The 26,622-nt window shown below is 49.5% G+C and carries 22 protein-coding genes; 14 read left to right on the forward strand and 8 right to left on the reverse strand.

Annotation, left to right across the window (positions count from 1 at the left end; translation table 11 throughout):
• Window positions 1-82 precede the first annotated feature (82 nt).
• The 8 genes from NSQ38_RS07820 to NSQ38_RS07855 all read left to right on the forward strand — a co-directional run bounded on the left by NSQ38_RS07820 (window position 83) and on the right by NSQ38_RS07855 (window position 10,094).
• Window positions 83-1,147: an ABC transporter substrate-binding protein gene (locus NSQ38_RS07820; RefSeq protein ID WP_339788403.1), complete on the forward strand. Its 1,065-nt coding sequence runs from the start codon at window positions 83-85 to the stop codon at window positions 1,145-1,147.
• Window positions 1,148-1,346: 199 nt separating this feature from the next.
• A complete protein-coding gene (locus tag NSQ38_RS07825; RefSeq protein ID WP_339788406.1) occupies window positions 1,347-2,720 on the forward strand; it encodes an aspartate aminotransferase family protein in 1,374 nt (457 codons plus the stop codon).
• 98 nt (window positions 2,721-2,818) lie between these two features.
• The gene (locus NSQ38_RS07830) at window positions 2,819-4,108 is read left to right on the forward strand and encodes a M20 family metallo-hydrolase (protein WP_339788408.1); all 1,290 of its coding nucleotides are present in this window, start codon (window positions 2,819-2,821) and stop codon (window positions 4,106-4,108) included.
• A 4-nt stretch (window positions 4,109-4,112) separates the two neighbouring features.
• Entirely contained in the window at window positions 4,113-4,994 is an 882-nt protein-coding gene (locus tag NSQ38_RS07835) for a nitrilase-related carbon-nitrogen hydrolase (protein WP_076332522.1), read from the forward strand.
• A 50-nt stretch (window positions 4,995-5,044) separates the two neighbouring features.
• On the forward strand, window positions 5,045-6,412 hold the full coding sequence (locus NSQ38_RS07840) for an NAD(P)-dependent oxidoreductase (RefSeq protein ID WP_339790440.1): 1,368 nt from the start codon (window positions 5,045-5,047) through the stop codon (window positions 6,410-6,412).
• A gap of 717 nt (window positions 6,413-7,129) precedes the next feature.
• Window positions 7,130-8,425 carry an NAD-dependent dihydropyrimidine dehydrogenase subunit PreA gene (gene preA / locus NSQ38_RS07845; protein ID WP_062836927.1) on the forward strand — a complete coding sequence of 432 codons (1,296 nt, stop codon included), beginning with the start codon at window positions 7,130-7,132 and terminating at the stop codon, window positions 8,423-8,425.
• Window positions 8,422-9,867, forward strand: coding sequence for a dihydropyrimidinase (gene hydA, locus NSQ38_RS07850; RefSeq protein WP_339788410.1), 1,446 nt, complete (start codon window positions 8,422-8,424; stop codon window positions 9,865-9,867). The genes preA and hydA overlap by 4 nt, the downstream gene beginning before the upstream one ends.
• Window positions 9,867-10,094 carry a hypothetical protein gene (locus tag NSQ38_RS07855; RefSeq protein ID WP_339788412.1) on the forward strand — a complete coding sequence of 76 codons (228 nt, stop codon included), beginning with the start codon at window positions 9,867-9,869 and terminating at the stop codon, window positions 10,092-10,094. Before hydA ends, NSQ38_RS07855 begins: the two co-directional genes overlap by 1 nt.
• 16 nt (window positions 10,095-10,110) lie before the next feature.
• Here NSQ38_RS07855 and NSQ38_RS07860 read toward each other — a convergent pair whose 3' ends face one another.
• The 8 genes from NSQ38_RS07860 to NSQ38_RS07895 form a co-directional block, all read right to left on the reverse strand.
• Entirely contained in the window at window positions 10,111-11,787 is a 1,677-nt protein-coding gene (locus NSQ38_RS07860) for a PucR family transcriptional regulator ligand-binding domain-containing protein (protein WP_339788413.1), read from the reverse strand.
• 342 nt (window positions 11,788-12,129) lie between these two features.
• Window positions 12,130-15,366 carry an efflux RND transporter permease subunit gene (locus NSQ38_RS07865; protein ID WP_339788415.1) on the reverse strand — a complete coding sequence of 1,079 codons (3,237 nt, stop codon included), beginning with the start codon at window positions 15,364-15,366 and terminating at the stop codon, window positions 12,130-12,132.
• A gap of 33 nt (window positions 15,367-15,399) precedes the next feature.
• Window positions 15,400-16,347 carry a TetR/AcrR family transcriptional regulator gene (locus tag NSQ38_RS07870; RefSeq protein ID WP_339788418.1) on the reverse strand — a complete coding sequence of 316 codons (948 nt, stop codon included), beginning with the start codon at window positions 16,345-16,347 and terminating at the stop codon, window positions 15,400-15,402.
• A gap of 218 nt (window positions 16,348-16,565) precedes the next feature.
• The gene (locus tag NSQ38_RS07875) at window positions 16,566-16,691 is read right to left on the reverse strand and encodes a hypothetical protein (protein ID WP_339788421.1); all 126 of its coding nucleotides are present in this window, start codon (window positions 16,689-16,691) and stop codon (window positions 16,566-16,568) included.
• Window positions 16,692-16,890: 199 nt separating this feature from the next.
• Entirely contained in the window at window positions 16,891-17,205 is a 315-nt protein-coding gene (locus tag NSQ38_RS07880) for a multidrug efflux SMR transporter (protein WP_339788423.1), read from the reverse strand.
• Complete coding sequence (locus tag NSQ38_RS07885) at window positions 17,205-17,546, reverse strand: multidrug efflux SMR transporter (protein ID WP_017691902.1); 342 nt, start codon at window positions 17,544-17,546, stop codon at window positions 17,205-17,207. Before NSQ38_RS07885 ends, NSQ38_RS07880 begins: the two co-directional genes overlap by 1 nt.
• Window positions 17,543-18,166 carry a TetR/AcrR family transcriptional regulator gene (locus NSQ38_RS07890; RefSeq protein ID WP_339788425.1) on the reverse strand — a complete coding sequence of 208 codons (624 nt, stop codon included), beginning with the start codon at window positions 18,164-18,166 and terminating at the stop codon, window positions 17,543-17,545. Before NSQ38_RS07890 ends, NSQ38_RS07885 begins: the two co-directional genes overlap by 4 nt.
• A 126-nt stretch (window positions 18,167-18,292) precedes the next feature.
• On the reverse strand, window positions 18,293-19,768 hold the full coding sequence (locus NSQ38_RS07895; RefSeq protein WP_339788428.1) for a phospholipase D family protein: 1,476 nt from the start codon (window positions 19,766-19,768) through the stop codon (window positions 18,293-18,295).
• A gap of 267 nt (window positions 19,769-20,035) precedes the next feature.
• Between NSQ38_RS07895 and NSQ38_RS07900 the strand changes: the two genes are divergently transcribed.
• The 6 genes from NSQ38_RS07900 to NSQ38_RS07925 all read left to right on the forward strand — a co-directional run bounded on the left by NSQ38_RS07900 (window position 20,036) and on the right by NSQ38_RS07925 (window position 26,622).
• On the forward strand, window positions 20,036-20,980 hold the full coding sequence (locus tag NSQ38_RS07900) for a MerR family transcriptional regulator (RefSeq protein WP_339788430.1): 945 nt from the start codon (window positions 20,036-20,038) through the stop codon (window positions 20,978-20,980).
• 265 nt (window positions 20,981-21,245) lie between these two features.
• On the forward strand, window positions 21,246-22,796 hold the full coding sequence (gene crtI, locus NSQ38_RS07905; protein WP_338588747.1) for a phytoene desaturase family protein: 1,551 nt from the start codon (window positions 21,246-21,248) through the stop codon (window positions 22,794-22,796).
• The gene (gene crtI / locus NSQ38_RS07910) at window positions 22,793-24,256 is read left to right on the forward strand and encodes a phytoene desaturase family protein (protein WP_339788432.1); all 1,464 of its coding nucleotides are present in this window, start codon (window positions 22,793-22,795) and stop codon (window positions 24,254-24,256) included. The genes crtI (NSQ38_RS07905) and crtI (NSQ38_RS07910) overlap by 4 nt, the downstream gene beginning before the upstream one ends.
• Entirely contained in the window at window positions 24,253-25,125 is an 873-nt protein-coding gene (locus NSQ38_RS07915) for a phytoene/squalene synthase family protein (RefSeq protein WP_339788434.1), read from the forward strand. Before crtI (NSQ38_RS07910) ends, NSQ38_RS07915 begins: the two co-directional genes overlap by 4 nt.
• On the forward strand, window positions 25,125-25,892 hold the full coding sequence (locus NSQ38_RS07920; protein ID WP_339788437.1) for a carotenoid biosynthesis protein: 768 nt from the start codon (window positions 25,125-25,127) through the stop codon (window positions 25,890-25,892). The genes NSQ38_RS07915 and NSQ38_RS07920 overlap by 1 nt, the downstream gene beginning before the upstream one ends.
• A complete protein-coding gene (locus tag NSQ38_RS07925; RefSeq protein WP_338588739.1) occupies window positions 25,861-26,622 on the forward strand; it encodes a lysophospholipid acyltransferase family protein in 762 nt (253 codons plus the stop codon). The genes NSQ38_RS07920 and NSQ38_RS07925 overlap by 32 nt, the downstream gene beginning before the upstream one ends.

The raw sequence follows: 26,622 nt of genomic DNA on the forward strand, positions 1-26,622 counted from the left end.
CCATAGATTGATAGAGCTGGTGAAGTAGAGCCTCACACTATCAGATTGAAAAATCGTATATACACAGGGGGTTGTTCTGTACATGTACAAAACGTTGAAGCCGGGTTTGCTGGTATTGGTCCTGTTGGTTGTTACGATGCTGAGCGCATGTTCTACGAAGTCCGAGCCAGCGGCTGAGCCTGTAGCTGCGAGTTCAGGAGGGGCGGGAGAAGCAGATCAACCGTTAACCAAAGTGAAAATTCAGCTGAAATGGGTGCCGCAGGCGCAATTTGCCGGGATCTACGCAGCGAAGGAAAAAGGTTTTTTTGCAGATGAAGGCATTGATGCCGAGATTATTCCAGGTGGGCCGGATATCGTGATTGAGCAGCAGGTAGTCAATGGTGCGGCCGATGTGGGGATCACGGGTGTAGACAGTCTGCTGGTCAGCCGGGATAACGGTTTGCCGCTTGTCTCGCTTGCCCAGATCTCACAGAAGAGCAGTTATCGCTTGATTGCCAAGAAGTCTCTAGGTATTACCGATCCCGCTCAGATGAAAGGCAAAAAGGTCAGTACCTGGTTTGGCAGTCAGCAGTTTCAGGTGCTTGCATTTATGGAGAAGAACGGCCTGGATCCGAAGAAAGACATTGAACTGGTGAAGCAGGGGTTCACAATGGATCAGTTTTTCAATGATCAGGTAGATGTGGCGACGGCAACGATCTATAACGAATATCACGTGGTGCTGGAAAGTGGAACAAAAGAATCCGATCTGGATGTCTTCAACATTGAAGATGCCGGTGTTGGCATGTTGGAGGATACGCTGATTGCCAAGAAGGAGTGGGTAGACAACAACCGTGAGCTTGCGGTTAAAGTGACCCGTGCCATTCTGAAAGGCTGGAATTACGCCATCGACAATCAGGATGAGACGGTGGATATCGTGATGAGTAATGTGACGGAGGGTAGCACCACTCGTGAACACCAGGTCACGATGCTCGAAGAGATTGCCAAGCTGATTCGCCCGGAAGGATTTACGGAGCAGCAGGTCGGTAGCTTTGTGGATGAGTCATTTACCCGGACTGCGGATATTGCACTGAATTATGGTTTGATCAAAAAAGCGGCCAACCTGGATGAAGCGCTGGAGAAAAGCATCTATGAAGAAGCGGTGAAATAAGCGTGGACCAACATTACACGAGAACGAAGAGTGCAGAACCAATCTGAGGAAGCGAAGCGTGCGCCTTTATCCCCGGATTTTTCCTTAAGGAAAAATGAATCTAGAAAATCTGGGGATAACAGCGATCGGAAGATGGTACTGCAATCGGAGTGGGCATGTGTAAAGCATATTGGATCAGCTTATAGAAGGAGGATGACGAATGAGTTCTGTGGATCAGCAGCCTCAGCCGTTTGGCGGTACGAAGGAAGAATGGCTGGAGAAGGATCGCAAATACGTGTGGCATCACATCTCGCCTCATAACGATCATCCGATGATTGCGGTAAGTGGGGAGGGCAGCTGGATTACTGATCAGGATGGTACACGTTATCTGGATGCGATGTCTGGACTGTGGTGTGTGAATGTGGGGCATGGCCGTGAGGAGATTGCGAGAAGTGCCTACGAACAAATGAAAGCACTCGCTTATGTCCCGATGACGCAGAGTCACGAACCGGCGATTTTGCTGGCGGAGAAGCTGAATGACTGGCTGGAGGGGGAATATCGAATATTCTTCTCCAACTCGGGTTCAGATGCAAATGAGGTGGCTTTCAAAATAGCCCGTCAGTATCATCATCAGAATGGTGAGCCTACTCGGCACAAATTCATCTCCCGTCACCGTGCCTATCACGGCAACTCCATGGGCGCGCTGGGCGCGACCGGGCAAGCCGCCCGTAAGATCAAGTACGAGCCGCTCGGCGTAGGTTTCTCTCATGTTCCTCCACCGTATTGTTATCGCTGTCCGTTTGGACGGAACAAAGATGGATGCGGACTCGAATGTGCAACCATCTATGAAGAGGTGATTCGTTGGGAAGGTCCTGAGACGGTTGCCGCAGTAATTATGGAGCCGGTGATCACAGGAGGCGGCATGATTGTGCCCCCGCCGGATTATATGCGCACCGTGCAAGAGATCTGTCAGCGCTATGGAGTGCTGCTCATTGTAGATGAGGTCATCTGTGGTTTTGGCCGCTCTGGGCAGAAGTTTGGTCATCAGAACTATGGTGTACAGCCAGATATTGTGACGATGGCAAAAGGCATGACCAGCGCCTATTCGCCATTATCAGCAACGGCCGTGCGAGCCGATCTGTATGACACGTTCCGCGAACCCGGACCGGATGCCCATTTTCGCCATGTGAATACATTTGGCGGGAATCCGGTGTCCTGCCGGGTGGCACTGGCGAATCTGGAGATTCTGGAACGAGAGAATCTGGTCAGCCGCGCGGAGGAACTGGGATACCTGCTTCGTGAGAAGTTGGAACCTTTGCTAGAGCTGTCCATTGTGGGGGATATCCGTTCATTCGGATTCGCCTGTGGAGTGGAATTGATTGAATCAGATGGTTCTCCTGCGGAAGCAGATAAAGTAATGAAGGTACTCGCCAGTTGTAAAAGGGACGGCATTCTGATTGGCAAGAACGGTGATACCGTGCCGGGGTTTGCAAACATTTTGACAATCTCACCACCGTTTGTCACCACCGAGGAAGAGCTGGATCTGATCGCTGGAAGTTTGCTCGTTGTACTCCGTAGTCTGGACGCGGGTTAGTTGCCATACACAGGTACGACAGACGTTTACGGTTTAGCAAGCGAGCTGGAGATTTTCATATCATTACTCGATAAATATGCGCAAGGAGGCGAGGGAGGATGCAGACCACAACAGGCACACTCATTAATCATCTTCGGTTGAATGAACGAATTGAGCAGTTATCACGCATTGGCCGAATCGCAGAGACGGGTGTCTGCCGACTTGCCCTGACCCCGGAAGATATGGATGGCATCATTCAGGTTCGTCTCTGGATGGAAAGTGCTGGTCTGACGACGCGACTTGACCCCTTTGGCAATCTGATTGGTCGTCTGGAAGGCGCGGATCAGGCTCTGCCGATCCTCATGATTGGTTCCCATATCGACTCTCAGCCCTATGGCGGTCGATATGATGGAGCGATTGGTGTGCTCGGCGCACTCGAAGCGGTGCAATGCTTGATCGAAAATGGCATTCAGCCACGTATGCCGATGGAGGTAGTTGCCTTTTGTGATGAAGAGGGTTCCCGTTTTAACAAAGGCTTGTTCGGCTCGCGTGGCATAACCGGTCAGTTGGAAGAAGGCGAACTGGAGCGTCAGGATAAAAACGGAGTGACCCGTCGGGAGGCGCTGGAAGCCTTCGGCTGTTCTCCTTCGGATTTTGAAGAAGCGATCTATCCGCCAGGTTCCATAGGTAGTTATCTGGAGCTGCACATTGAGCAGGGGCCGGTGCTGGAAGCACTGAATGCTCCTGTGGGTCTGGTGACGGGCATCTCGGGCCCATTATGGCTTACGGTGACGATGAAAGGCATGGCGGGTCATGCTGGCTCCGTTCCGATGGGGATGCGGCATGATGCTTTAGTAGGCAGCGCCAAAGTCATTGCGGCTTTTGACGATATGGTGAGAGAAGACCCCGAAGCCCCAACCGTAGGTACGGTGGGTAGTCTGAGGGTGTTTCCAGACTCCCGGAATATCATTCCGGAGGAAGTCAGCTTCACCGTTGATTTGCGAGACATGGAGATGGAGCGCAGGAACCGGCTTGAAGCCCGATTGATGAACATTTTGGATGACGTGAGTTTCCGATATGGTCTAACTTATTCGCTGACAGAGGATACGAACAGTGAGCCGAGGTATTGTGCAGAGCCAATCATGTCGGTAATACGTTCATCCGCGGAAGAGATTGGGGTTCCTTTGCCAGAACTGATGAGTGGTCCGTTCCATGATGCGTTGGCCCTTTCGCTTGTGTGTGATTATGGCATGATCTTTGTCCGCAGCAAAGACGGCATCAGTCATCATCCCAGCGAATATTCTTCGCCGGAGGATATTGGACTGGGTACGGAAGTGTTGTATCGCGCCATTCGGAGGATGTGCAGTGGAGAGAATGAACCAACCATTTTACCTGAGGAGGCGTTGTGACGTTATGGGCAAAATCAGCATCGGATTAATCCAGGCTTCTCATGAGATTGAAGGTTCGGCTCCCGTTGAAGTTCACAAAGAGGCTGCGGTTCAGAAGCACATTGCGCTGGTCCGTGAAGCTGCTGCAAGAGGCGCCAAGATCATCGGGTTGCAGGAAGTTTTCTATGGGCCGTACTTTTGTACAGAGCAAAGTCCCAAATGGTATGCATCCGCCGAACCGGTGCCGGAAGGGCCAACGACCAGACGTTTTCAAGAGCTGGCGAAGGAGCTTGCGGTGGTGATTATTTTACCTGTGTACGAGGTGGAGGGCATTGCTTCGTATTACAATACGGCAGCTGTCATTGATGCAGATGGTTCATATCTGGGCAAATATCGCAAACATCATATCCCGCATGTGGAAGCAGGTGAGGGTACGAATGGGTTCTGGGAAAAGTATTATTTCAAACCAGGTAACCTTGGGTTCCCGGTATTTGATACGGCCTACGCCAGAGTCGGCGTGTACATCTGTTATGATCGTCATTTTCCGGAAGGGGCACGATTGCTCGGATTGGCGGGGGCAGAGATTGTGTTTAATCCGTCTGCTACGGTTGCGGGTACATCGGAATATCTGTGGAAACTGGAACAGCCTGCTCACGCGGTAGCTAACGGCTATTATGTTGCAGCGATCAATCGGGTTGGCGTGGAAGCACCGTGGAATATGGGTGAATTTTATGGACAGTCGTACCTGGTCGATCCGCGAGGGAGAATGGTTGCAATCGGCAGCAGGGATCAGGATGAGGTCGTCATTGGCGAGATGGATACCGAGATGATTCGTGAGGTGCGTAATGTATGGCAGTTCTACCGTGATCGCAGACCGGAAACGTACGAACATCTGGTTAGTCTGTAAAAGTGGCTGGAAGCTAGCGCGAATCAAACTTCAGGAGGTGCATGACATTGATGAACAGCTCAGGAACAACGTTATCCGATTATGGGTGGGAGAGTCGGTTTGCCGAGATGAAACCCGCCATGACAGGTAAGGAAGCGATGGAAGAGTCAAACCGCTGTCTGTACTGTTACGATGCACCTTGTATCAAGGCCTGTCCAACCGACATTAATATCCCTTCTTTTATTAGCAAAATATCAACAGGGCACCTGAAAGGTTCGGCCCGCACCATCATGGATGCGAATCCGGTTGGAGCCAGCTGCGCACGTGTCTGTCCCACAGAGGAATTGTGTGAAGGCGCATGTGTGCTAAACGAATCGTCGAAGCCGATTCGGATTGGTGACTTGCAGCGATATGCCACCGACTGGGCACGGGCGAAGAATGAGCCGTTATTCCAGGCAGCACCCACCAATGGGAGAACCGTTGCTGTTGTGGGAGCGGGTCCTGCGGGATTATCGGCGGCACGTGAACTGGGGCGTGCAGGGTATGAGGTGACGATCTATGAAGCCAAACCCAAAGGCGGTGGGCTGAATACGTACGGCATCGTATCTTTCCGTTTGCCCGAATCGGTTGCGCTATGGGAAGTGGAGCAGGTGGAGACGCTTGGTGTGCAGATCCGTTATGGGGTGCGCATCGGTGTGGATATCCCTGCTTCGCAGTTGCTGGAGCAGCATGAAGCAGTCATTCTGGCCTGTGGCATGGGTTCAGTACCTATGCTGGGCATTGAAGGAGAGACACTGGAAGGTGTCTATGATGCGATTGAACTGGTGGAGTCTACCAAGCAGGGTGTTCCACCCGCGCTGAATGGTCTAAAGGTCGCCGTTATTGGCGCGGGCAATACGGCGGTAGATGCAGCGACCTGTTCGGTACGTCTTGGTGCCGAGAGGGTGCAGATGTTATATCGGCGCGGGGAAAGCCAGATGACGGCGTATTCGTTTGAATATACGTTTGCCAAGCAGGAGGGTGTGGAGTTCCGCTGGTTTACGATGCCACAGCGTATCATTGGAGACGAGAACGGTCGGGTTCAGGCTGTAGAATGCGTGAGAATGGAACTGATTACCCCGCCTGGCGGTGGGCGTGCATTGCCTGTGCCTGTCGAGGGATCGGAGTTCATGATTGAATGTGATACGGTCATCCGGGCGATTGGACAGCATCGTTTATTACCATTAATTGAAGCGTTTGGGCTGCGTCACCAATGGGGCGTCGTTGAGATTGAGCCGCATACGTTTCGTACCTCGCACCCTCAGATCTATGCGGCAGGAGACGTTATTTTTGGTCAGGGCCAGGGTGAGGCGATGGTTGTCTCGGCCGCACAGCAGGGTAAGCTGGCTGCTGCCGCTGTCATGAAGGCATTGCCTGGACAGGTGGAAGAGACGGCGTGAGTTGTGAGGGAGACAAAGGGAAGTGGAGAGTACACGTAAAGCGTGGAATGAGAGCATCCAAGGAGAGTACGGGTGGGAGGGCGCAAGGGACTACTAGAGTGTTGAAGGTGTAGATCAGATCTGAGCAAGAAGTGTGGGTACATCAAATCCTCTTGTCTCTGACGCGCTAACGAACCCTACACACCTTATAGTGGCGATTATGGTTGATTGATAAATCTAACGAATCTCACACGTCTTATGTTGATGAAGAACCGTTGAAATGAAGCCGAAATGAGCTACTACAGCCAAATAAGACTTTTACGATTCGTTAGATTTTGAAAGTGCCGCTAATGAGCCCAATAAGAGCTGTATAGTTCGTTAGAATTTAGGTGCGTACTATCTAGAAACACCCGTTCTACGCAGAGATCCTGAGCACGACCAAATATCCAATACAACGATATACATTGAACTAAACATTTAAAATGAACTAAACATTTACACGAAACGGAGAGGACAGAAAGAACCTGAAGAAGCGGAGAGTTAAAAGCTTTCTGAAAGAAAGCTGCATCGGAAGCATAAGCTCGCCTTTATCCCCGGATTTTCCCTTTCGGAAAAGGGAATCAAAAAAATCTGGGGATAACAGCGATTGGAAGGTTATTCTGTCATCGTAGTGTCAGTGTAAATAATCTTCAGTTCAACTTATATAGTAAGTTCAAACAACACCAAGGAGGGATCGTTATGGCTGACTTATCTATTAATCTGGCAGGTATTCGATCACCCAATCCATTCTGGCTGGCTTCAGCACCACCGACCAATACGGGGTATCAGGTCCAGCGTGCGTTCGAGGCGGGTTGGGGTGGCGCGGTGTGGAAGACGCTGGGTGAGCCAATTATCAATACATCCTCCCGTTTCGCTGCGGTCCATTTTGGTGGGCAACGGGTGGCGGGGTTTAACAATATAGAATTGATATCCGATCGTCCGCTGGAAGTGAACCTGCGGGAGATTGCCGAGACCAAGAAGCGATTCCCGGATCGTGCGGTTGTCGCTTCACTGATGGTGGAACCTACGCGAGAGAAGTGGCATGAGATTGTGAAAAAGGTGGAGGCCGTCGGCGTCGATGGCCTGGAGCTGAACTTTGGCTGCCCGCATGGCATGGCCGAACGAGGTATGGGAGCCGCCTCTGGTCAGCAACCTGACCTCGTAGAACTCCAGACGATGTGGGTGAAGGAAGTGGCGACCACACCGGTGATCGTGAAGCTCACGCCGAATATCACGGATATTACGGCGACAGCCCGGGCAGCTGTACGAGGCGGCGCGGATGCGATCTCTCTGATCAATACCATTAACTCTCTCGCAGGTGTGGATCTGGATTCGTGGAATACCGTGCCCCATGTGGGCGGCAAAGGAGCGCATGGCGGCTATTGTGGCCCAGCCGTGAAGCCAATTGCACTGAACATGGTTGCTGAGTGCGCGCGTAATCCGGAGGTGGGTGTGCCGATCTCGGGTATTGGTGGAATCTCGGACTGGCGGGATACGGCAGAGTTTCTGCTCATGGGTGCTACAGGGGTTCAGGTATGTACCGCAGCGATGCATCATGGATTCCGCATTGTGGAGGACATGATTGATGGGCTGAACGATTATCTGGATGAAAAGGGTCTGAGCAGCGTAGCAGAACTGGTAGGTCAGACGGTTCCGCGTTACTCGGATTGGGGCAATCTCGATCTGAATTATAAAGTCGTCGCTCGCATCAACCGCGATGTCTGCATCAATTGCAACAAATGCCATATTGCTTGTGAGGACACCTCGCATCAGTGTATTGATATGTTAACCGACCCGTCCGGTTCCTATCTGGAAGTAGTGGAAGAAGATTGTGTTGGATGTAATCTGTGTTCGATCGTTTGCCCGGTGGATGGGGCGATTGAGATGGTTGAGCTTGTACCTGAGCAGGAACCTGTAACCTGGAATGAACGTCAGTCTGCGATTGCCATGCTGCAATCGGTTAGAGATCAATCAACCAAGGAGGCGATATCATGAGTACCCGCAAATTGATTCGTAATGGTGTGTTGGTGACAGCGTCAGATACCTTTGAAGCAGATATTTTGATCGAAAAGGGTAAAATCACACAGATTGGCATCGGGCTGGTGCCTGACGAACGAACGGAGGTTGTGGATGCAGCGGGCTGTTACGTCATTCCGGGCGGTATCGACCCGCATACACATCTGGATATGCCATTTGGTGGAACGGTAACGGCGGATGATTTTGCGACGGGAACAACAGCGGCAGCCTTTGGTGGTACAACGACGATCATTGATTTCTGTCTGACACAAAAAGGCCGTCCATTAATTGAATCGCTCCAGGAGTGGCATGCCAAAGCCGAGGGTAAAGCTGCCATCGACTACGGTTTTCATCTCATGATCGGCGAGATGAATGATCAGGTGCTGGAAGAGTTGCCGCAGATCATTGACGAAGAGGGTGTGTCATCCTTCAAGGTGTTCATGGCGTATAAAAACCAGTTTCAGGCCGATGACGGGATTCTCTTCCAGACGTTGCAAAAGGCAAAAGAGTACGGCGCACTCGTCATGGTTCATGCCGAGAACGGGGATGTTATTGACCTGCTGGTTCGACAGGCGCTCGCCGAAGGGCGCACGGAGCCCATTCATCATGCGTTGACTCGTCCATCCATGCTGGAGGGAGAAGCGACAGGCCGGGCAGCCCGTTTGGCTGCACTTGCGGATTCACAGCTGTATGTGGTGCATGTGACCTGCGCGGAGGCTGTAGAGCAGATCGCACGTATGCGTGAAATGGGCTATCGGATCTGGGGTGAGACTTGCCCTCAGTATTTGACGCTGGATCAGTCGATTATGGATCAGCCAAACTTCGAGGGTGCAAAGTATGTCTGGTCACCACCACTGCGGGAATCATCCCATCAGGAAGTACTATGGAATGCATTGAAAAGTGGTCAGTTGCAGACAATTGGTTCTGATCATTGCTCATTTAATTTCAAAGGGCAGAAGGACCTGGGCAAGGATGATTTTAGCAAAATTCCGAACGGGGGACCTGTCATTGAAGATCGCCTCAGCATTCTGTATTCGGAAGGTGTAGTCAAGGGGCGGATTACGCTCAATCAGTGGGTCGATCTGTGTTCGACAAGAGCGAGCAAGTTATTTGGATTATTTCCGCAGAAAGGAACTCTGGCTGTAGGGACAGATGCGGATATCGTTATTTTTGACCCATCTGTAAACAGGGTGATCTCGGCAGATACGCATCATATGAATGTGGATTACAGTGCATTTGAAGGTATGCAGGTACAGGGTTGTCCGGTGACGGTGTTGTGCCGCGGGGAGTATGTCATTCGAGATCGGCAGTATGCCGGAACGGCAGGGGCAGGCCAATATGTGAAGCGCAACAAGTATGATGCAGGCGCACCTATACCGATGAAACAGCCTGTGACGGCAGTGAATGGAGGGAGAAGCTGATGTCGGATCATGATATGTTTGAGGCCGAGAGAATCGCCATAGAGCGAATGGTTGCGCAGGGTTATCGGATCTATGCGGTACGGGAACATCTGGAGGGTGCTCACGTCATGTGGGGGCACCCGGATCTTCCCGAAGAGAAACAAGAGCAATACGTGGGCACGGCGTCTGGACGGAAGTGGTTCAGTCACATCCTGATTCGCCAGCTTCAGGAGCAGCGGGGAGCGTAGACGATGCTGAAGCTTTTCATGCGATCGGGCCGTGTACGTACTCATAGGCGTAGATGGCAAGTTCGATCGCTACCCGCTTCTCTGGGAGAATGTAGTCTTCTCCCAAAAGGGCTTCGATTTTGTCCAAACGGTGATACAGTGTCTGTCTGACGATGTATAGCGCGGTGGCCGTCTCTTGCTTGGAGCAGCACAGGACCAAATATTGCTTGAGCGTGCGCAGCAGCTGACCTCCTTTCTCTACATCGTAACGGATGAGCGGCCCCAGATATTCTTCGATGAAATCATCCAGATTGCCACTCTGCTTCATACTGGCGATGATGCGGTAACAATGAAGATTACTGTAAAAGGGCTGTTGCATCACACCGATGTCCTTCTGGATTCGCAGTGTCTCCTTCGCGGATTCCAGGCTGTCCTTGAGACGGGAGAGGTCCGTGCAGCTATGACCGATACCGAACAGGCCTGAGAAGAGGCAGTGGGTCTGTTCCTGCTCGTGCTGCTGCAGTTGTTCGATGCAGCGCCAGAGACTGCTTTTGCGCTGAGATCCAGGTAATGGGTCGAGAATGATAAGAATGATCTGGTGATTCAGAACGGTGCTGTAGAGGGTGAAGTTCTCCCGAGCAAACACGGAACGGGCGACGATGTTACGTTGGATCAATAATTTCTGAAGTCTGAGGCTGTCTGTGTATGCAGGGTTACTGTCGAATAAGATAATCGTGGCTTTGCTCGTTGCGAGAAGGGGATTAACGGTGGATACATATTCATGGATTTCCTTCGTGGAGTGATGTCCGTTAAGCCAGTCAATGACCCACATATCTTCTTTGTAGCGACGTTTCTCTTCCATGTATTTGGTTCGCATCCAGTCCTGGGCAATCGCGGCCGCGCAACGTTCCAGTGCCTGAATGATGAATTCATCTGAGGGTTTGATCGGTATGCTTGAATCGTGATCCGGCAGCTTCTGATGCATTAGCACAAGGTCGGCAAAGGTGTAGTCTAACGCCCGAACAGGCATGCTGAACGCATGTAATGTGTTATCTGACAGCTGCATTACATTTGGAATGTCCTCTCCTGCCAAATGTCCCCGCTGCAAAAACCAATCCTGCCGACGAGTCTCCAGCTGCTCTGGAGGGCAGTAGGGAACGGCACTTGCTTCCCCTTCAAGTGGATATAATGCCACGGCACATCCGGTAGTTCGTGACAATAATCGAAGCAGAGGTTGTACGCCATCTCCATTCAGAAGAAGCTGGTTAAATGAGGTGGTGAGACTATCGAGTTCGGCGATCATCCGCTGATGACTGCGAATCAGGGTGAAATGCAGATCTTGCGTAATATCAATATAACGGACTTGTTCGTGGAACCAGATCAGCGGGAAATCCGCTGCGACTGCAATTTCCTTCATGGCATCGAGCTGCGACTTGGTATGATCCCCCAGTTCCATGCAGAGTCCGGCAGCTCCAAGTGCAATTAACTGACGCAGAAAAGACAGACCTTGCTGCTCACCTTCCTGCCAGCCAATGCCTGTCGTCAGCACCAATTCCCCGCCATTAAGCAAGTCCCCTACTTCAGGGACTTCCATGATATGAACCCAGCGAACATACCGCTCCAGTGCACGATCACTGGCCAAAACTTCCGCCTTGCGAAACACGGGACGTTTTAACATGTCTCTGACTTGAATATGAAGCGTTGTCTCCCCCACACAACCACCATCCTTCCCCAATCACATGTGATCTATCTGGAGTCTGGAATCCGTCAACTTGCATAATTAATCCATATTATAAGTCGATTTACAGACGATGAGCTGAAATCTGACGTTCATTTGTTTCAAATGACAATCGAGACTATTCTTTTTGTGATTTTGATTAAAATGAATTGTTTCTATGTCAGTCTATGTGACGTAATTTCGACTCAAATAAAAAAGCCCCTTAGCATCACATCGGAATTCAATCATTCCAATATGGGCTAAGGGGCGAGAGGTTAGAGCGTACAGCCTGTAGTTAAGTTGTACTCAAATCTTTACATGAGCACGATCAACGACTTCTTAATCTTCGATTTTTTTCTTTTTAAATTTCATCAGGAACTCATACACAATTGGTACGATAACCAGCGTGAGCAGCGTGGAGCTGATCAGACCGCCGATTACGGTAATTCCCAATCCTTTGGATATGATACCCGCACTTTCTTCGAGACCCGTTACCAGTGGCAACAGGGCACCGATGGTTGCGAGAGCGGTCATCAGAATTGGACGCAGACGAGTTGCACCGGCTTCCAGCAAGGCTTCGCGGGTAGGCATACCCTCTTTTTCCTTGTGAATAACACGGTCGATCAACACGATGGCGTTGGTTACCACGATACCGATGAGCATCAGTCCACCCATCATGGCGGAGACGTCAAGCGTACCACCAGCGATGAACAGACCTACCATAATACCAATAACCGTAAATGGCAGGGAGAATAGGATTGCGAATGGTGCCAATCCGCCGCCGAATGTAACAACGAGCACGAAGTATACAATGGCGATGGCTGCCAGCATGGCGAGACCCAGTTGAGTGAATGTATCATTAATCTGTTCGGTTGTACCACCGAACTTCACTTCAACGCCATCAGGCAGATCCAACTTGTCGATCTCAGCCTGTAAGTTACTCGAGGCTTTCGTTACATCCGAAGCCAAGATGTTGGCTGTAACTTGCACAACAACCTTACCATCAATTTGCATGATGGAGTTCGGGGACGTACCTTCTTCCACTTTGGCAACATCTTTGATCGGAACTTGGATGCCAAGCGGTGAAGTGACGGTTTCATCCTCAATCTCATCAATACTGCTGAATGTTTTATCGTCTGTCTCTACATATACTTTATACGTTTTATTATCGATATCAACTTCCGTGAGCACAGGACGTTCCCGTGCCGGGCTCAGTGCCATAGCCAGTTGGCCTGCAGTCAGACCCAGGGAGCTTAATTTCTCTTGATCTGCCACGAGCGTGTACTGCCCGTAGGTGTCAGCAAGTGTTGTATCTGCTTTTTCAAAATTATCCTTATCCGCTTCAACCAGTTTCAGAATTTCATCCGATACAGGTTTGAGTTGCTCTACATTATCGCCATAGATGGACAGGCTCAAGCCACTGCCACCCAGACCCCCGGACATATCAAGCTCACTCCAGGTTCCTACGCTAACTTCCTTCTTCAGACCTTCTACAAGCTGTTCCTTCACTTGAGTAAAGTCTTTCGTATCTTCGTTATATTCAATATAGAATAGAGCCGAGTTGGAACCACCGCCACCCATACTGCTCAGTGGATTACTTCCGCCGATGGAATATTGCATTTTCTCAAGTCCTGGTTGTTCCAGCAACCACTTCTCGGCAACAAGTGCTTCTTTTTCTACATCTTCACGCAAAGCTCCTGTTTGTGGGCTGTACGTAATGGTCACATATTTATCTTGTTGTTCCGGCAAGAAGCTTGCACCGATGAACGGGTACAGGAACAAACTGCCGACCAGCAGGATCACTGCAATACTGACCGTGATGAGTTTGTGAGACAGTGTCCAGTTCAGCAGGCGTTTGTAACCTTCCGCCATTTTGCCTGGTTTTTCTTCATGATTCTGCTTATTCTTCAACCCTTTACGGAACAGGGTATGCGCAAGCATCGGCACAATGGTAATGGCAACGATCAGGGATGCCAGCAAAGCAAATACCATGGTCAGTGCAAATGGCGTGAATAACTCACCAACCATACCGCTTACCAATGCCAGTGGCAGGAATACCGCAATTGTTACGATGGTGGAAGAAAGAATTGGAATGAACATCTCGCGAGTTGCTTCGCGGACCAGTTCACGGCCTTTCAATCTCTCGCCTTTGAGTGTTAATCTGCGGTAGATGTTCTCGATAACAACGATGGAGTCATCGACAACCCGTCCGATGGCAACCGTCATGGCACCCAGCGTCATCATGTTCAAGGTGATATCCATCATATTGAGCGCAGTCAATGCCATGAGCAAGGAGAGCGGGATCGAGATAATGGAGATAATGGTTGAACGAATATTACGCAGGAAGAGCAGGATGATCAGGATGGCAAACAAGGCGCCAAAAACGGCTTTGCCCAGCATCGTGTTCACCGAGTCCTGAATCGGCTTACCTTGGTCGAGCAGTACAGTCAAATCAGCATTTTTGAACTGCGATTGCAACTCTTCCGCTTTATCTTTGACTGCGTTAACGACATCAACCGTGTTGGCATCGTTGGATTTTACAACGGAAATACCGATCGATTCTTTGCCATCTGTCCGGGAAATGGATTCCGCTTGACCGATGACTTCGATCTTGGCAATTTCACTTAATTTCACTGTAGGGATACCAGCTGCGTTGGCAGCGCCCGAAGGACTACCCACGCCGGCATTACCGCCAGCAGCCTGGCCTGCAGTCTGGTCCGTTCCTTGTGAAGCACTTGGAGCGGTACCTTGACCAGCTTCACCAGTTGGTGCTCCAGAGCCTTGTGGGGCTGCGCTTGCACCATTACCTGCAGAAGCGCCAGCACCGCCGGGTACGACTGGAATGGCAAGGTTTTTCAGATCATCGATGTCGACGATGTTTCCATCTACAACAACGGCCTTCTGGGATTTATCCAGTTCAAACAGTCCAAGGGGCACACGAATGGATGAACCTTGAACGATGCCGTTTACCGTATCTTCGGTCAGGCCCAGCTCGGCCATTTTGGCTTGATCAAACTTCAATTGAACTTCTTTCACATATTGACCGGACACCTGAACCTGAGCTACACCGTCAATATCTTCGAGTGCAGGCTGAATATCCGATTCAACCAGTCGTGTCAATTGTTCCAGGTCACCGCCGTCCTTGTCGGACAAGCTCAGAGATACAACCGGGAAAGAGTTAATGCTGAACTTGGAAATGGTCGGCTTCTGCACACTGTCAGGCAGTTGTACTTCATTCAGTGCCTCACGAACGGTTGCAGTTGCGTTGGTCAGATCTGTTCCATAATCAAATTCAAGTGTGATCGATGCTGCATTTTCCATGGAAGTGGAGGTGACTGTCTTCACGCCATCTACATTACGTAGTTTTACTTCGAGAGGCTTCGTGACATCCTCAACAATCCCCTCCGGTGCAGCCCCCGGATCAATGGCAGTGACATTCAGAAACGGTACGTTGATGTTCGGGATTGTCTCTTGTTTCATCGTCAATCCGCTGTACAAACCTGCAAAAGAGATGATAATCGTCAGAATCCAGATCGCAAACTTGTTGTTCAGTGAAAAATTAATAATACCTTTCATACGATGGTTTCTTCTCCTCTCTGTTTCTCCTGTTTATATGTGTGACGAGTCAGCCTGGATAAACCGGCTATACTTGGCATCCAGACTGTGCTTAAGCTCAGAGTGCAAAGGTTTGATGGCAGATACGCTCTCCAAATTGTGCATCATGCCGATAATGATGGCACGCCGAGGCGTGAATTCCATCATCTCCTGTCTGAGAATGGCGATAGTTTCGAGCACATCATTCTTTGTTTGCCCTGCGGGCAATTCGGAACCAGCGATATCCTGCATTTGCTTGATGATGTGAATGGGATGACGCATCACAGTGGAGTCTGTGTTTGGATCACTATTCCATGCGGGCCAGTCTTCCAACAAAATCAAAGGCGCAGGGCGCTGATCGAGCAATCCGTAAGCTGCATAATCAATCATTTGCAGCATATTGGTTGCCATTTTGGAGACGGTAAGGGAAGGCATTTCGGTAAACCAGATCTTAACGTAGGAGAGGAACATACCCTGTATGAGCAAAATAAGATCTATCGTATAGGGTTCAATCTCCGGTCCGTACATATCTTCCAGTTTGTCCTTGAAACCGTGTAGGGTAAGGATCTCCAGATCTTTATGCTGCGGGCTGCATTTTTCCTTGCGATGTGGCTCATCATTCATCATCATGCTTTGCATCTGTACACGCAAAAATTCCTTTAGCTCGGACACATGGCCCAGCAGTGTCTCAATCTGTTTGTGTGAACGTTCTCTCGGAGTAAGGTCAGCTTCATGTTCGATCTGGGATAGTTCGTCTATGAGTGTAAATAAGCAGTACTCCATCGTGCTGTCTTCCAATTCCTCTTTGGATTTGAATATAAGGTAAAGGCTTCCCTTAGACATCCCGCATATCTCTGCAATCTCCTGCATGGAGGTTGCGGCACTGCCTTTTTCCGAGAATAGCTTGAGTGCTGTAGTAATGATGAGTTTTTTCTTCTCATTCATCTCATGTATAGGGTTCATTAACGATACTTTCACCTCATCAGGGAACTTATGAGTTCTTGAATTGACTCTAGGGTCAAACTTAGTATAAACGATCTGGTTGAAGGAATTCAAATGGGAGTAAATTGGAAAATTAGAGCGGAGAAAAGAGGTTGATCAAATGGAAGTAGAGACGGCAAGTAACAAGGTGTAGCTTGTATGTACGTTATGGATAAGGTATCAAGAATGGATAAGTTAGTTTACCCGGCAAAGGCGTACAAGGCGAGTATAATAATGGCGACCAGAGCGATGAGATAGAAGATGGCCATGCCGATCAGAAGGGTATACCCTGTATAAGAGCCCATGCGTGCCAATAATTTTTTCATAATTACGACTTCCTTTCTTACGTAGAAAAGTATAGAGAGGTTTCCTATTTCTATTATAACCCCAAAAAGACGACTTCTTGATCGAAGTCGTCTAACTTTATTGCTAAAATTTACTAGATATCATAATGGAAGCTCAGAATTACACGATAACGGAGATTGCAGAACCAACGGAGATATAGAGTGTAATTCAGTTGTTCCGTTATGTGATCAGTTTCAGACCAACGGCTGCCACCAAAATCATTGCGATAAACAGGATACGTTTCGCTTCTTTCCGTTCACCGAACAGGAACATGCCTGTTAACGTACTGCCGACAGTCCCGATCCCTGTCCACACGGCATACGCTGTGCCCACGGGAATGGACGTCATGGCGTAGGACAACAGCGAGAAGCTGAACACAAACGACACCAGCATAAGTACGATGTATGGCCATCCTTTCTTGGTGGAAGCACCATTAATACCGATTACGCCGAAAATTTCACATATCCCTGCACCTACAATTGCCATCCAAGCCATTATACTGCACCTCCTTTGGCTTCTTGCTGATCCGTAACCAGCTTCAGTCCGATTACGCCGCAGAGCAGCAGCCCGATGAGTAATACTTTGGCCAAGCGGAATGGCTCACCAAACAGTACCATTTCCGTAAGGACGGTACCCGCCGTACCAATTCCCGTAAAGACGGCATACACCGTACCTACAGGCAACCTTTTGGAAGCGGCAATGATCAGTCCAAAGCTGATCACGATGGCAATCCCCGTTAAAGTCCACTCCCAGGCATTCGAGGCATGTTTCAGCCCGCTTACCCAGACAATCTCAATAATTCCACCGATAAATACATATAACCAGTTGCGGTTCATGTTGTTAAATCTCCTTCCGGCACAACGTGTTGTGCCTCTTCGTTCAAATGATGAATGCCATGCCAAAAGACAGGCCAGGATGCTTCCAACCGTCTCTTGTACCGACGTGAGCTTCCATAGATAATTTCCACGGTAATGCCGTCGAGGAACGTCATAAATGCAATGGCAGCCTGTTCCGCCGGAAGGGGCGGTATATCTCCATTACGCATTGCCCGTTGCAGCAGACGATTCAGAGCACGTTCCATGCCATCGATAAACGGATACACCTGATCCATCACTTCGCTATACAGAGAAAGTGGTGGGTAAAAACAATTGCGCAACATCAAACGAGCCGAAGCATGGGCATTGTATTCTTGTTCGAACCAGATCAACAAGCCTTTCAGCCTCTGCTCCAATGGCAGATCCGCATGATCACGGAAATATTCCAGTGTGTGCCGTTTTACCTCGTGAAAAGCAAAGGCCAGTGTGTGTAAAAACAAGTCATCCTTGCAGCTAAAATGTGCATATATGGACGGTTTTTTAATCCCGACTTCATCAGCAATAGCTCTCAGAGAAGCCCCCTCATAGCCATCTCTCGCAAAATGGAACAGGGCTGCATCCCGAATGGATTGAGCAGTCATTCAATCACCTTCCTAACGGTCGTTAGGTAATTATATTTTCACACTTCACATCGCCTGTCAAGATGAAAATATCCGCCTGCACAGTAGAGTACAGGCGGATATAACAGGTATGGATGTGGTTTCTGATCAAAAGGTCGTAAGACCCAGAATCAGTTGCAGCTTATATAGGATACCTTTCAAAAACGTAGTCTTCTCCTGAAACTCATCCAGGTCTAACGTAAACTCCGCATCATCATTATTCCAAATACGCTCGAAATAATTCGCGATATCAAGCGTGAACTTATTGTCTGGAGGTGCAGCAACCCATAGATCATTCTCCAGATTGTAGTCATTCATGTTTCGGGGGGTGAAATTGGTTGAACCCCCGAGGACAATATGATCTCCGGTTGCTTTGGCAATATAGATCATCTTGGTATGGTATTGCTCCTTGGTGGTGTTATACCAGCGTATCTGAATTTTACCGTCGGATTTATCATGCAATTCAGCAGCGACAGGACGGTTCGGAATGCCGATCTTTTCCTGACCAAAGGCATTTTCATTTGGATCCAGTACAAGCCGGATCTCGGTTCCTCGTTTTGCGGATTCCAGCAGGGCTTCCAATACTTTCGGAGAGGCCACATAGAACATGCCCATCCATAAGGTGTCACCTTTGCCAGCCTGATTGATCTCATGGAGTACAGCGTCATTCACTTTGCCTTCAGTTAAATAGCGGACTCGCAAATCTCCCGTTTTCGAATCCGTGGGAGGAGCTGTGTAGGCAGGAACCTGGCCTCCGCCTGAGATGTCGAGAACAGCTTGCTCTGACTGAAGAATATCGCCAATGATTGGACCTGTTACTTCAAATGCAATATTTGAGTGGTAGGCACTCGCATCATGAATATTGCCAGAAGAGACAATCGCCTTCTTTTCACTAACAACAACTTTGCGATGATTGGCTTTCACATTGAGCAGCTTGAGATAGGAACGTACAGTTACATCTGGACCATCCGTCGCCATCAGGTTTTTGATCCAGCCATCTCCGGATTGGCCGAACCATTGGAAGAAGGTCCGCCAGACCGCAGAGTATACTGGAGTTGAATCACGCAAAGGGTCCACATCCGTGATGACCACATGAATGCCTGCTTGTTTCATTTGTTCCAGTAACGGATTGGGTGCTGAGTTATAGTTGGTATTTACTTCATCTGTAATGAACCAGATATCCATATCAGGATGCTGATTTTTTTTGGCGACCAGAGCCTCGGTGAATTCAGTACTCACGGGAGGAAAGTTCTGTCCCTTGTGCTGATAATTATTGAACAGGAACATATCCACCAGGACAAACTGCTCTGCTTCCTCCACAATTTGCATCATGCGCTGGAAAATCTGCTGTTCGTGCTCCATCTGTCCGTCGGAGGAAGGATAAGTGAGGTCATGCAGGAACTCGACTTGATCCACACGATACTCCGGACTTTCGTAGGAAATGCCCGCTGGTAATGGTTTGTAGGTTTGATAGAGCATGACGGCGATGAGCCATAGGACCAATAGGACGATTCCTGTTCGTATGTATGGAAATTTGCCGCGTGAAGATTTGCGGTCTGATGAATGACGGCGTAATGAGACCAACGGTGGACTCCCCCTTCTGTACTTGCTGACTTCTATTACCACACGGATGATAACGTTGACGCAGGAGAACCCGCTAGCATAACGAATGTAGCGGTAAAATGCATATGGCAAAATTGGCAGGATGCAATCGACAGGTGTCTGAGCGTTGTGTATAATGAGTGTATTATTTTTGTAGAATGTTAGGGTTTTCATATGCCTGACAAGGACGGGGAACCAATGATATAACCTTTGAAATCTGGACATTTAGGAAAGAAAGTGGGTAATAAGGTGTATTCCATCAAACAAGTCGCTGCCATGCTCGGTATCCCGACGGTAACTCTCCGGGCTTGGGAGAATCGGTATAGTGCGGTCACCCCTGAGCGGACGGAATCGGGTTATCGAATGTATACCGAAGAGAATGTTGCGGATCTGCGCTGGTTGAAAGAACAAGTTGAGCTGCATCAGACCAATATTTCGGAAGCGGTACGGATGTTGAAAGTAAACAAATTAAATCCGCCCGAGGCTGTGCCCACGCCGATCATGGCTCCGGTGCCTACGATGGAAGAAGCCTACGCACGCATGGCAGATCAGATCTATGACTCGCTCTACAACTTTCAGGGTGAACGTGCCAATGGTTTGATTGATTTTGGTTTCACCATGTATGGGTATGACTCGATGTTCTATCATGTGTTGGTGCCCATTCTGGTTCGGGTTGGAGATGCATGGGAGCAAGGCAGGGCTTCGGTGGCTCAGGAACACTTCATGACACAGCTGATATCACAGCGGTTTTATCAGTTTTTCCATCTGTTCCCGATCTATCCGCATCTGCCCAAAGTTCTGGCGTTGTGTCCGGAAGGGGAGCATCATCAGGTCGGGTTGCTGCTGTTCTCTCTCTTTATGCGTAAAAATGGAGCGGAAGTACTATATCTCGGTGCCAACACGCCAGAGGAAGGCATCTTCCCGATTATCCGGGAGCAAAAGATCAAGTTGGTCTGCCTGTCGATCACAAGTCCAGGACTTCTTGAAAAATGTGATCAGCTCGTCGAGCGGATCATGAACGAGTTCCCGCATATTCGCTTTGTACTGGGAGGTAAAGGCTATGAGCGTGCAGAGCATGCGCGTTATCCGCAATGGATTATGCCGGAGAGTTCTGCGGACTGGCAATCGTGGATGGAGCGTGAGTATCTCTCCGAGCGATCACCCGGTACAAGGTTCGGACAGGCCAATAATTAAACATAATCTCAAATGATATGAATAGGTTAGTGAATACAGGACATCCTTTGACGAAGTGATCAAGGGATGTTTTTTTGCGTTGATAAATGGAGTATCCACGTATTTTGACCAGTGAGTCATTTTTTGGTTTACAAGGCCGTATAATATTTGTATTATATTTGTATAATGTTTTTGCTAGTTACCGCTTAAAGTGTTCTTGGGCGGTTTAATAATAGGTTAGGGGCTAGAGAACTATAGGAATTCCCTACATAGAAAGGTGAGTGGCATGATACCGAATCAACAACGCAAACGTGCAGCTGTCATTGGCGCAGGTCCAGGTGGACTTGCAGCAGCGATGTTATTGTCCGGTCAGGGGTACGAGGTAGATGTGTATGAGAAACAGCCAGTCATCGGGGGGCGTTCTGCCAGATTGGAACTGGGTGAATATCGATTCGACCGGGGTGCTACATTTTTGATGATGCCTCAGCTGATTGAAGAGATGTTCGACGTGGTGGGACGCAAGTTATCAGATTATGTGCATATGAAAGAGCTAACCCCACTGTACGCACTGAACTTTGGTGATAAGGTGTTCACGCCTTCACGTAATCGGGAAGATACAGCTGCACAGATTAAGGAATTGTTTCCGGGCAATGAGGACAATTACCTTCGGTTCATGCAAGAAGAAGAAGTGAAATTTGGCAAAGTCATGCCTTTGCTCCGCCGTCCTTTTGGCAAGCTGACTGACTATTTGCGCAAAGATGCGGTAACAGCTCTACCCAAGCTTGATGTCCATAATACGGTCTACGGAATCTTGTCCCGCTATTTTACAGATGAGCGTCTACGCTGGGCATTTACATTCCAATCCAAGTACCTTGGCATGTCTGCCTGGGATTGTCCGGGAACCTTTACCATACTATCGTTCATTGAGCACCACTACGGATTGTTCCACCCCATTGGCGGTGTGAATCGGATCTTCCAAGCCATGGCCGATGTCGTGGAAGAATACGGAGGACGAATACATACTTCCACCCCGGTGAAACAGGTCATCGTTCGCAATGGTCGTGCAGAAGGTGTGTTGCTTGAGAACGGTGAACGCATCGAAGCGGACCATGTGGTGGTGAACGCCGACTTTGCACATGCGGTGAATCATCTCTTCGAACCGGGTGTTCTTAAGAAATATACCCCGGAGAAAATGAAACGCAAAAAGTATTCCTGCTCTACAGCAATGCTGTATCTGGGCGTGGATGGTGATGTGGACCTGCCGCATCACTCGATCTATTTTCCAGAGGACTACCGGTTGAACGTTGATGAGATTACAAAGCACAAAATGTTGTCAGCCGATCCATCTCTATATATTCATAACCCTTCCAGACTCGATTCGACGCTGGCACCAGAAGGGAAATCCGCTTTATATGTTCTCATGCCTACGCCTAACCTTACCGCAGACATCGATTGGGAAGCAGAACGTGAGAATGTGCAGGAGGCCATGATGAAACGCATGGAGGGCATTCCTGAGCTGGCAGACATTCGCAGCCGCATTGAAGAATGTATGCTGTTCACTCCACTCGATTGGGAAAATGAACTGGATGTGTATCGCGGAGCAACGTTTAATATGGCTCATAATTTGGGTCAGATGATGTATCTGCGTCCCCATAACCAGTTTGAAGAGTTGAAAAGTGTATGGCTGGTAGGCGGCGGAACACATCCGGGCAGCGGGTTGCCAACGATCTTTGAGTCGGCACGAATCAGTGTCAGACTGATTCAGGAAGAGGACGCGCGCAGAAGCTCCAAACCATCCTCGTACGTGAAGACGGCAGAAGCCGGAGGGCATTCATGAAGCGGGCCGCTATTGTAGGGGCAGGGATTGGTGGACTTACTTCTGCATTGTTATTGAACCGTCAGGGATGGGATGTCACCGTGTATGAACGGGGTTCCCGCGTTGGCGGACGCATTGGATATGAGCAGGAAGGGGAGTACCGGATCGATCAGGGGCCAACCATCGTGCTGCTGCCAGAGATGTTACTTGGCATACTTGAGGAAGCAGGCGTAGATCGTTCGAAGATTGAGTTACTTCGCTGTGATCCGTTATACAGAGTGCATTACCACAGTGGTCGTGTCATGACCAAGATGACGTCACGTGAAGAGCAGACGGCGGAGATTGAGCGTTTGTTCCCGGGAGAGAGCCGGGGATTCACACGATTCATGAAAGATATGGACACGTTGTTTCCGGCAGGCCGGGCAGCGTTCCTGGAAAGGGCTTTTCCGCGCAAAAGGGATTTCTTCACACCATCTCTCATGTCACTCATGGGCAGATTGCGCGCACACAAAAGTGTCCGGAAAGCGGTAGGCGATTATTTTCAGCACGAGGAATTGCTCGATGCATACTCACTGCAAAGTCTGTATATCGGTGGATCACCGTTCGGGACCCCTGGCATCTATTCCCTTTTGCCTTACGCAGAGCATGAATATGGTATCTGGATGGTCAAAGGTGGATATGCAGCATTGCCGGCTATTCTGGAACAGGAACTGATATCACGTGGTGGGCGTGTCGTGCTGAATGCGGAAGTTACCGGGCTCACGATTAAAAATGGTGTGTGTGAAGGTATAGAAACGGCAGCAGGCGCAGAAAATGTGGATGCAGTTATCTACAATGGTGATTTCCCCCATCTATCAGGTTTGCTTGGACAATCACCAGAGGTAGCACGTAAAAGAAAACCGTATCGTCCCTCTTCCGGATGTGTATTGCTCTATGTGGGCGTGGACAAAACCTGGGAAGATGCAACAACACACCAGTTCTTCCTGCCACCGAGTCTTGAAGGCAGTTTACAGGAAGTGTTCAATCAGCGACGCATTCCGGCAAAGTCCTCATTTTACGTATTTAATCCGGTCGCATTGGATGAAACTGCAGCGCCTCAAGGACAGAGTGTATTATATTTCCTCATTCCCGTACCAGATGCTGAAGGTGTCGACTGGGATCAGGAGAGTGAAGCATTGGCAGAACGGGTACTGGACGAAGCGGAGCAACGGGGATTCCCTGGACTTCGTGCAGCGATCAAGTGGAAAAAGGTACGTACACCCGCTGACGCAGAGCGAGACGGGCTCTATGGGGGCGGTAGCTTTGGTATAGCACCTGTATTGTTCCAGTCCGGTGTATACCGACCGCAGCCCAAACCATTCCCTAATATAAAGGGATTATATGCCGCAGGAGCATCTGTACATCCAGGTGGCGGAGTGCCGATTGTAATGCAGAGTGCACGGATGGCCGTCAATCAACTCATGAAGGAGATGGGAACATGAATGAAGCGATTTTGAGCAGGTGTGAAGAGTTGATGCAAAAGGGTTCTTCCTCTTTTTATCAGGCTTTTAGAGGGCTGCCTAGTCCACGTCGGGAAGCGGTATATGTCATTTATGCCTTCTGCCGCATGATTGATGACAGTGTAGACGAGCCGGAACATTCGCCTTATACGATTCACGAGATCCATGACTTGTTTGATCGGCTAGACGACGCGGAAGGACACTTTATCTGGCCAGCACTGAGATGGTTGTTCAGCAGTTTTCCTCATCTCGATAAGGGGCCATTTTTCCGTCAGATGGAAGGGCAGCTCACAGATCTTAAAGTAACGCATTATGCAACGATGCAGGAACTGGAGCATTATTGTTATCTGGTAGCCGGAACCGTAGGCGAGATGTTGTTGCCTGTATTGCGGGATGATAACGGCGCGGAAGTAGCCATGAACGGGATTGCTTTGGGTAAAGGGATGCAGATCGTTAATATTATTCGGGATGTTGGTGAAGATCGGGCCAGAGTACGCCGGTATGTTCCGCTGGAGATCATGGAGAAGCATGGTTACACCGAGCAGGACTTTGAAGAGGGGGTCGTGGACGAACGCTTTATTGCCATTGTTCATGAATTAAAAGCTGCAGCATTGAACTGGTTCCGTATTGGCATGGATCGTCTGGATACGTACCCAACGGAAAGTGCGTTTTCCATCGAGCTGGCAGCAGCCTTTTACTCCACCATTCTACACGCGGTTGAACGCAACGACTATGACGTATATACCAAACGGGCATATGTTAGCGATGAATTGAAACTGGAGATGCTGGGTGCGATTGTGAAACGTTACCCGATGCTGGCCTATCAAGCCTCCCGAACGGCGGTATCCTGATGATCCAGTGGCTTTACTGGGCGTGGTATGTCATTGGAGCAACCTTGATGCTAACGATCGGTGTGCCTGACGTATTGTCTTTTTCAAATGGTTTATTTCTAATCTTCTATGCATTGTATGTGCTGGATCTGATCTACCAAGGGCGTAATCGGACAGGTCTGTCCGACCAGTCAGTCATCTGGCTGAAACCCGGACTCTGGATATCCTCTGTGATCATCTGGCTTGGAGGTATGGGCGTAGAGTGGATAGGAGTGCATACGCACTGGCCTTTTGGTGAGTATGCTTACTCAGACTTCTTTGGGATTCATATGTTCAGTGTGCCAGTTACGCTGGGTTTTGCCTGGATCGCAGTGGTTGGTAACTCGGCGCTGTTAAGTGGTGGTGGTTCAACATGGACTGGCAAACTGCTTCGAGCAGTGAAGACCGGGTTCTGGGCGATTGTTCTTGATCTTGTACTCGACCCTGTTGCGCATGCAAGAGGATTCTGGGAGTGGCAAGCCCCAGGTGGATTCTACGGTGTTCCGTGGACCAATTACATAAGCTGGTTTATCATGGGTGCATTCCTATCCCTCTTCCTTCCGGCTATGCCTAATGACCGTAGCTCATTGCTGCGTGCAAAATGGCTGTATCAGCTGTTTATTCTTCTGTTCGGCCTGCTTGCTCTAAAGGAAGGGATTACAGGCAGCTTTATCATCGCCATTGCTGGTGTGCTTCTTGCCGAAGGGAGCTGGCTCTATGATTCGCGCCGTAAAATCAAAACCGTTTAATTATATTTTTGCCTTATACAATCACTATTATCTGCTACGTCGGCGCTTCCGCTCCTTCACGCTCACAGGGTCACTGGACCCGCAGGTGGACATCAGGGACAACTCCCCGATTGAACCGACTCGTCCGGTGATCTATTTCATGAACCACAGTTCCTGGTGGGATGGTCTGCTGCTCTATCATGCGGCCAGACAGACATCGCGGGGAGATCATTATGTGATGATGGAGGAGCAACAGCTTCAGCAATATGCTTTTTTTCGTAAATTGGGTGCGTATTCGATCAATAAGGAGAGTGCGTCCGGTATTCGGACCTCTCTACAGTACACCAGTGAGCTGTTGAATTCGGGCAAAAGGGTCTGGATTTTTCCACAAGGAGAAATTCTGCATCAGGAGGCCAGACCGATTCGGTTCCGTCCAGGCATCGGATTGCTGCTTCGTCGCTCCCCGAATGCCATCGCCGTACCGGTAACCTTGTGCCATGGAATGGTCCAGCATGATTTACCGGAAATATCGATGCAGGCAGGCCCGCCTGTGTTAGAAGACTGGAAGGCGTTGAAGAGTGAAGAGATTGCCGCCAGACTCGGCCATGTGTTGGAACAGCAGTTAGACGATCATAGATCAGCACTTGTACGGATGGGGCAGGGAAGTTTGCCAGATGCGCTTCCGTTGATTCGTCATGTACGTTCGACAAGTGAAAAATACGATGCGGCACGAAAGCGGGTGAACCGTTAG

The sequence above is a fragment of the Paenibacillus sp. FSL R7-0313 genome, assembly GCF_037969885.1.
In the GTDB taxonomy this organism is placed as follows: domain Bacteria; phylum Bacillota; class Bacilli; order Paenibacillales; family Paenibacillaceae; genus Paenibacillus.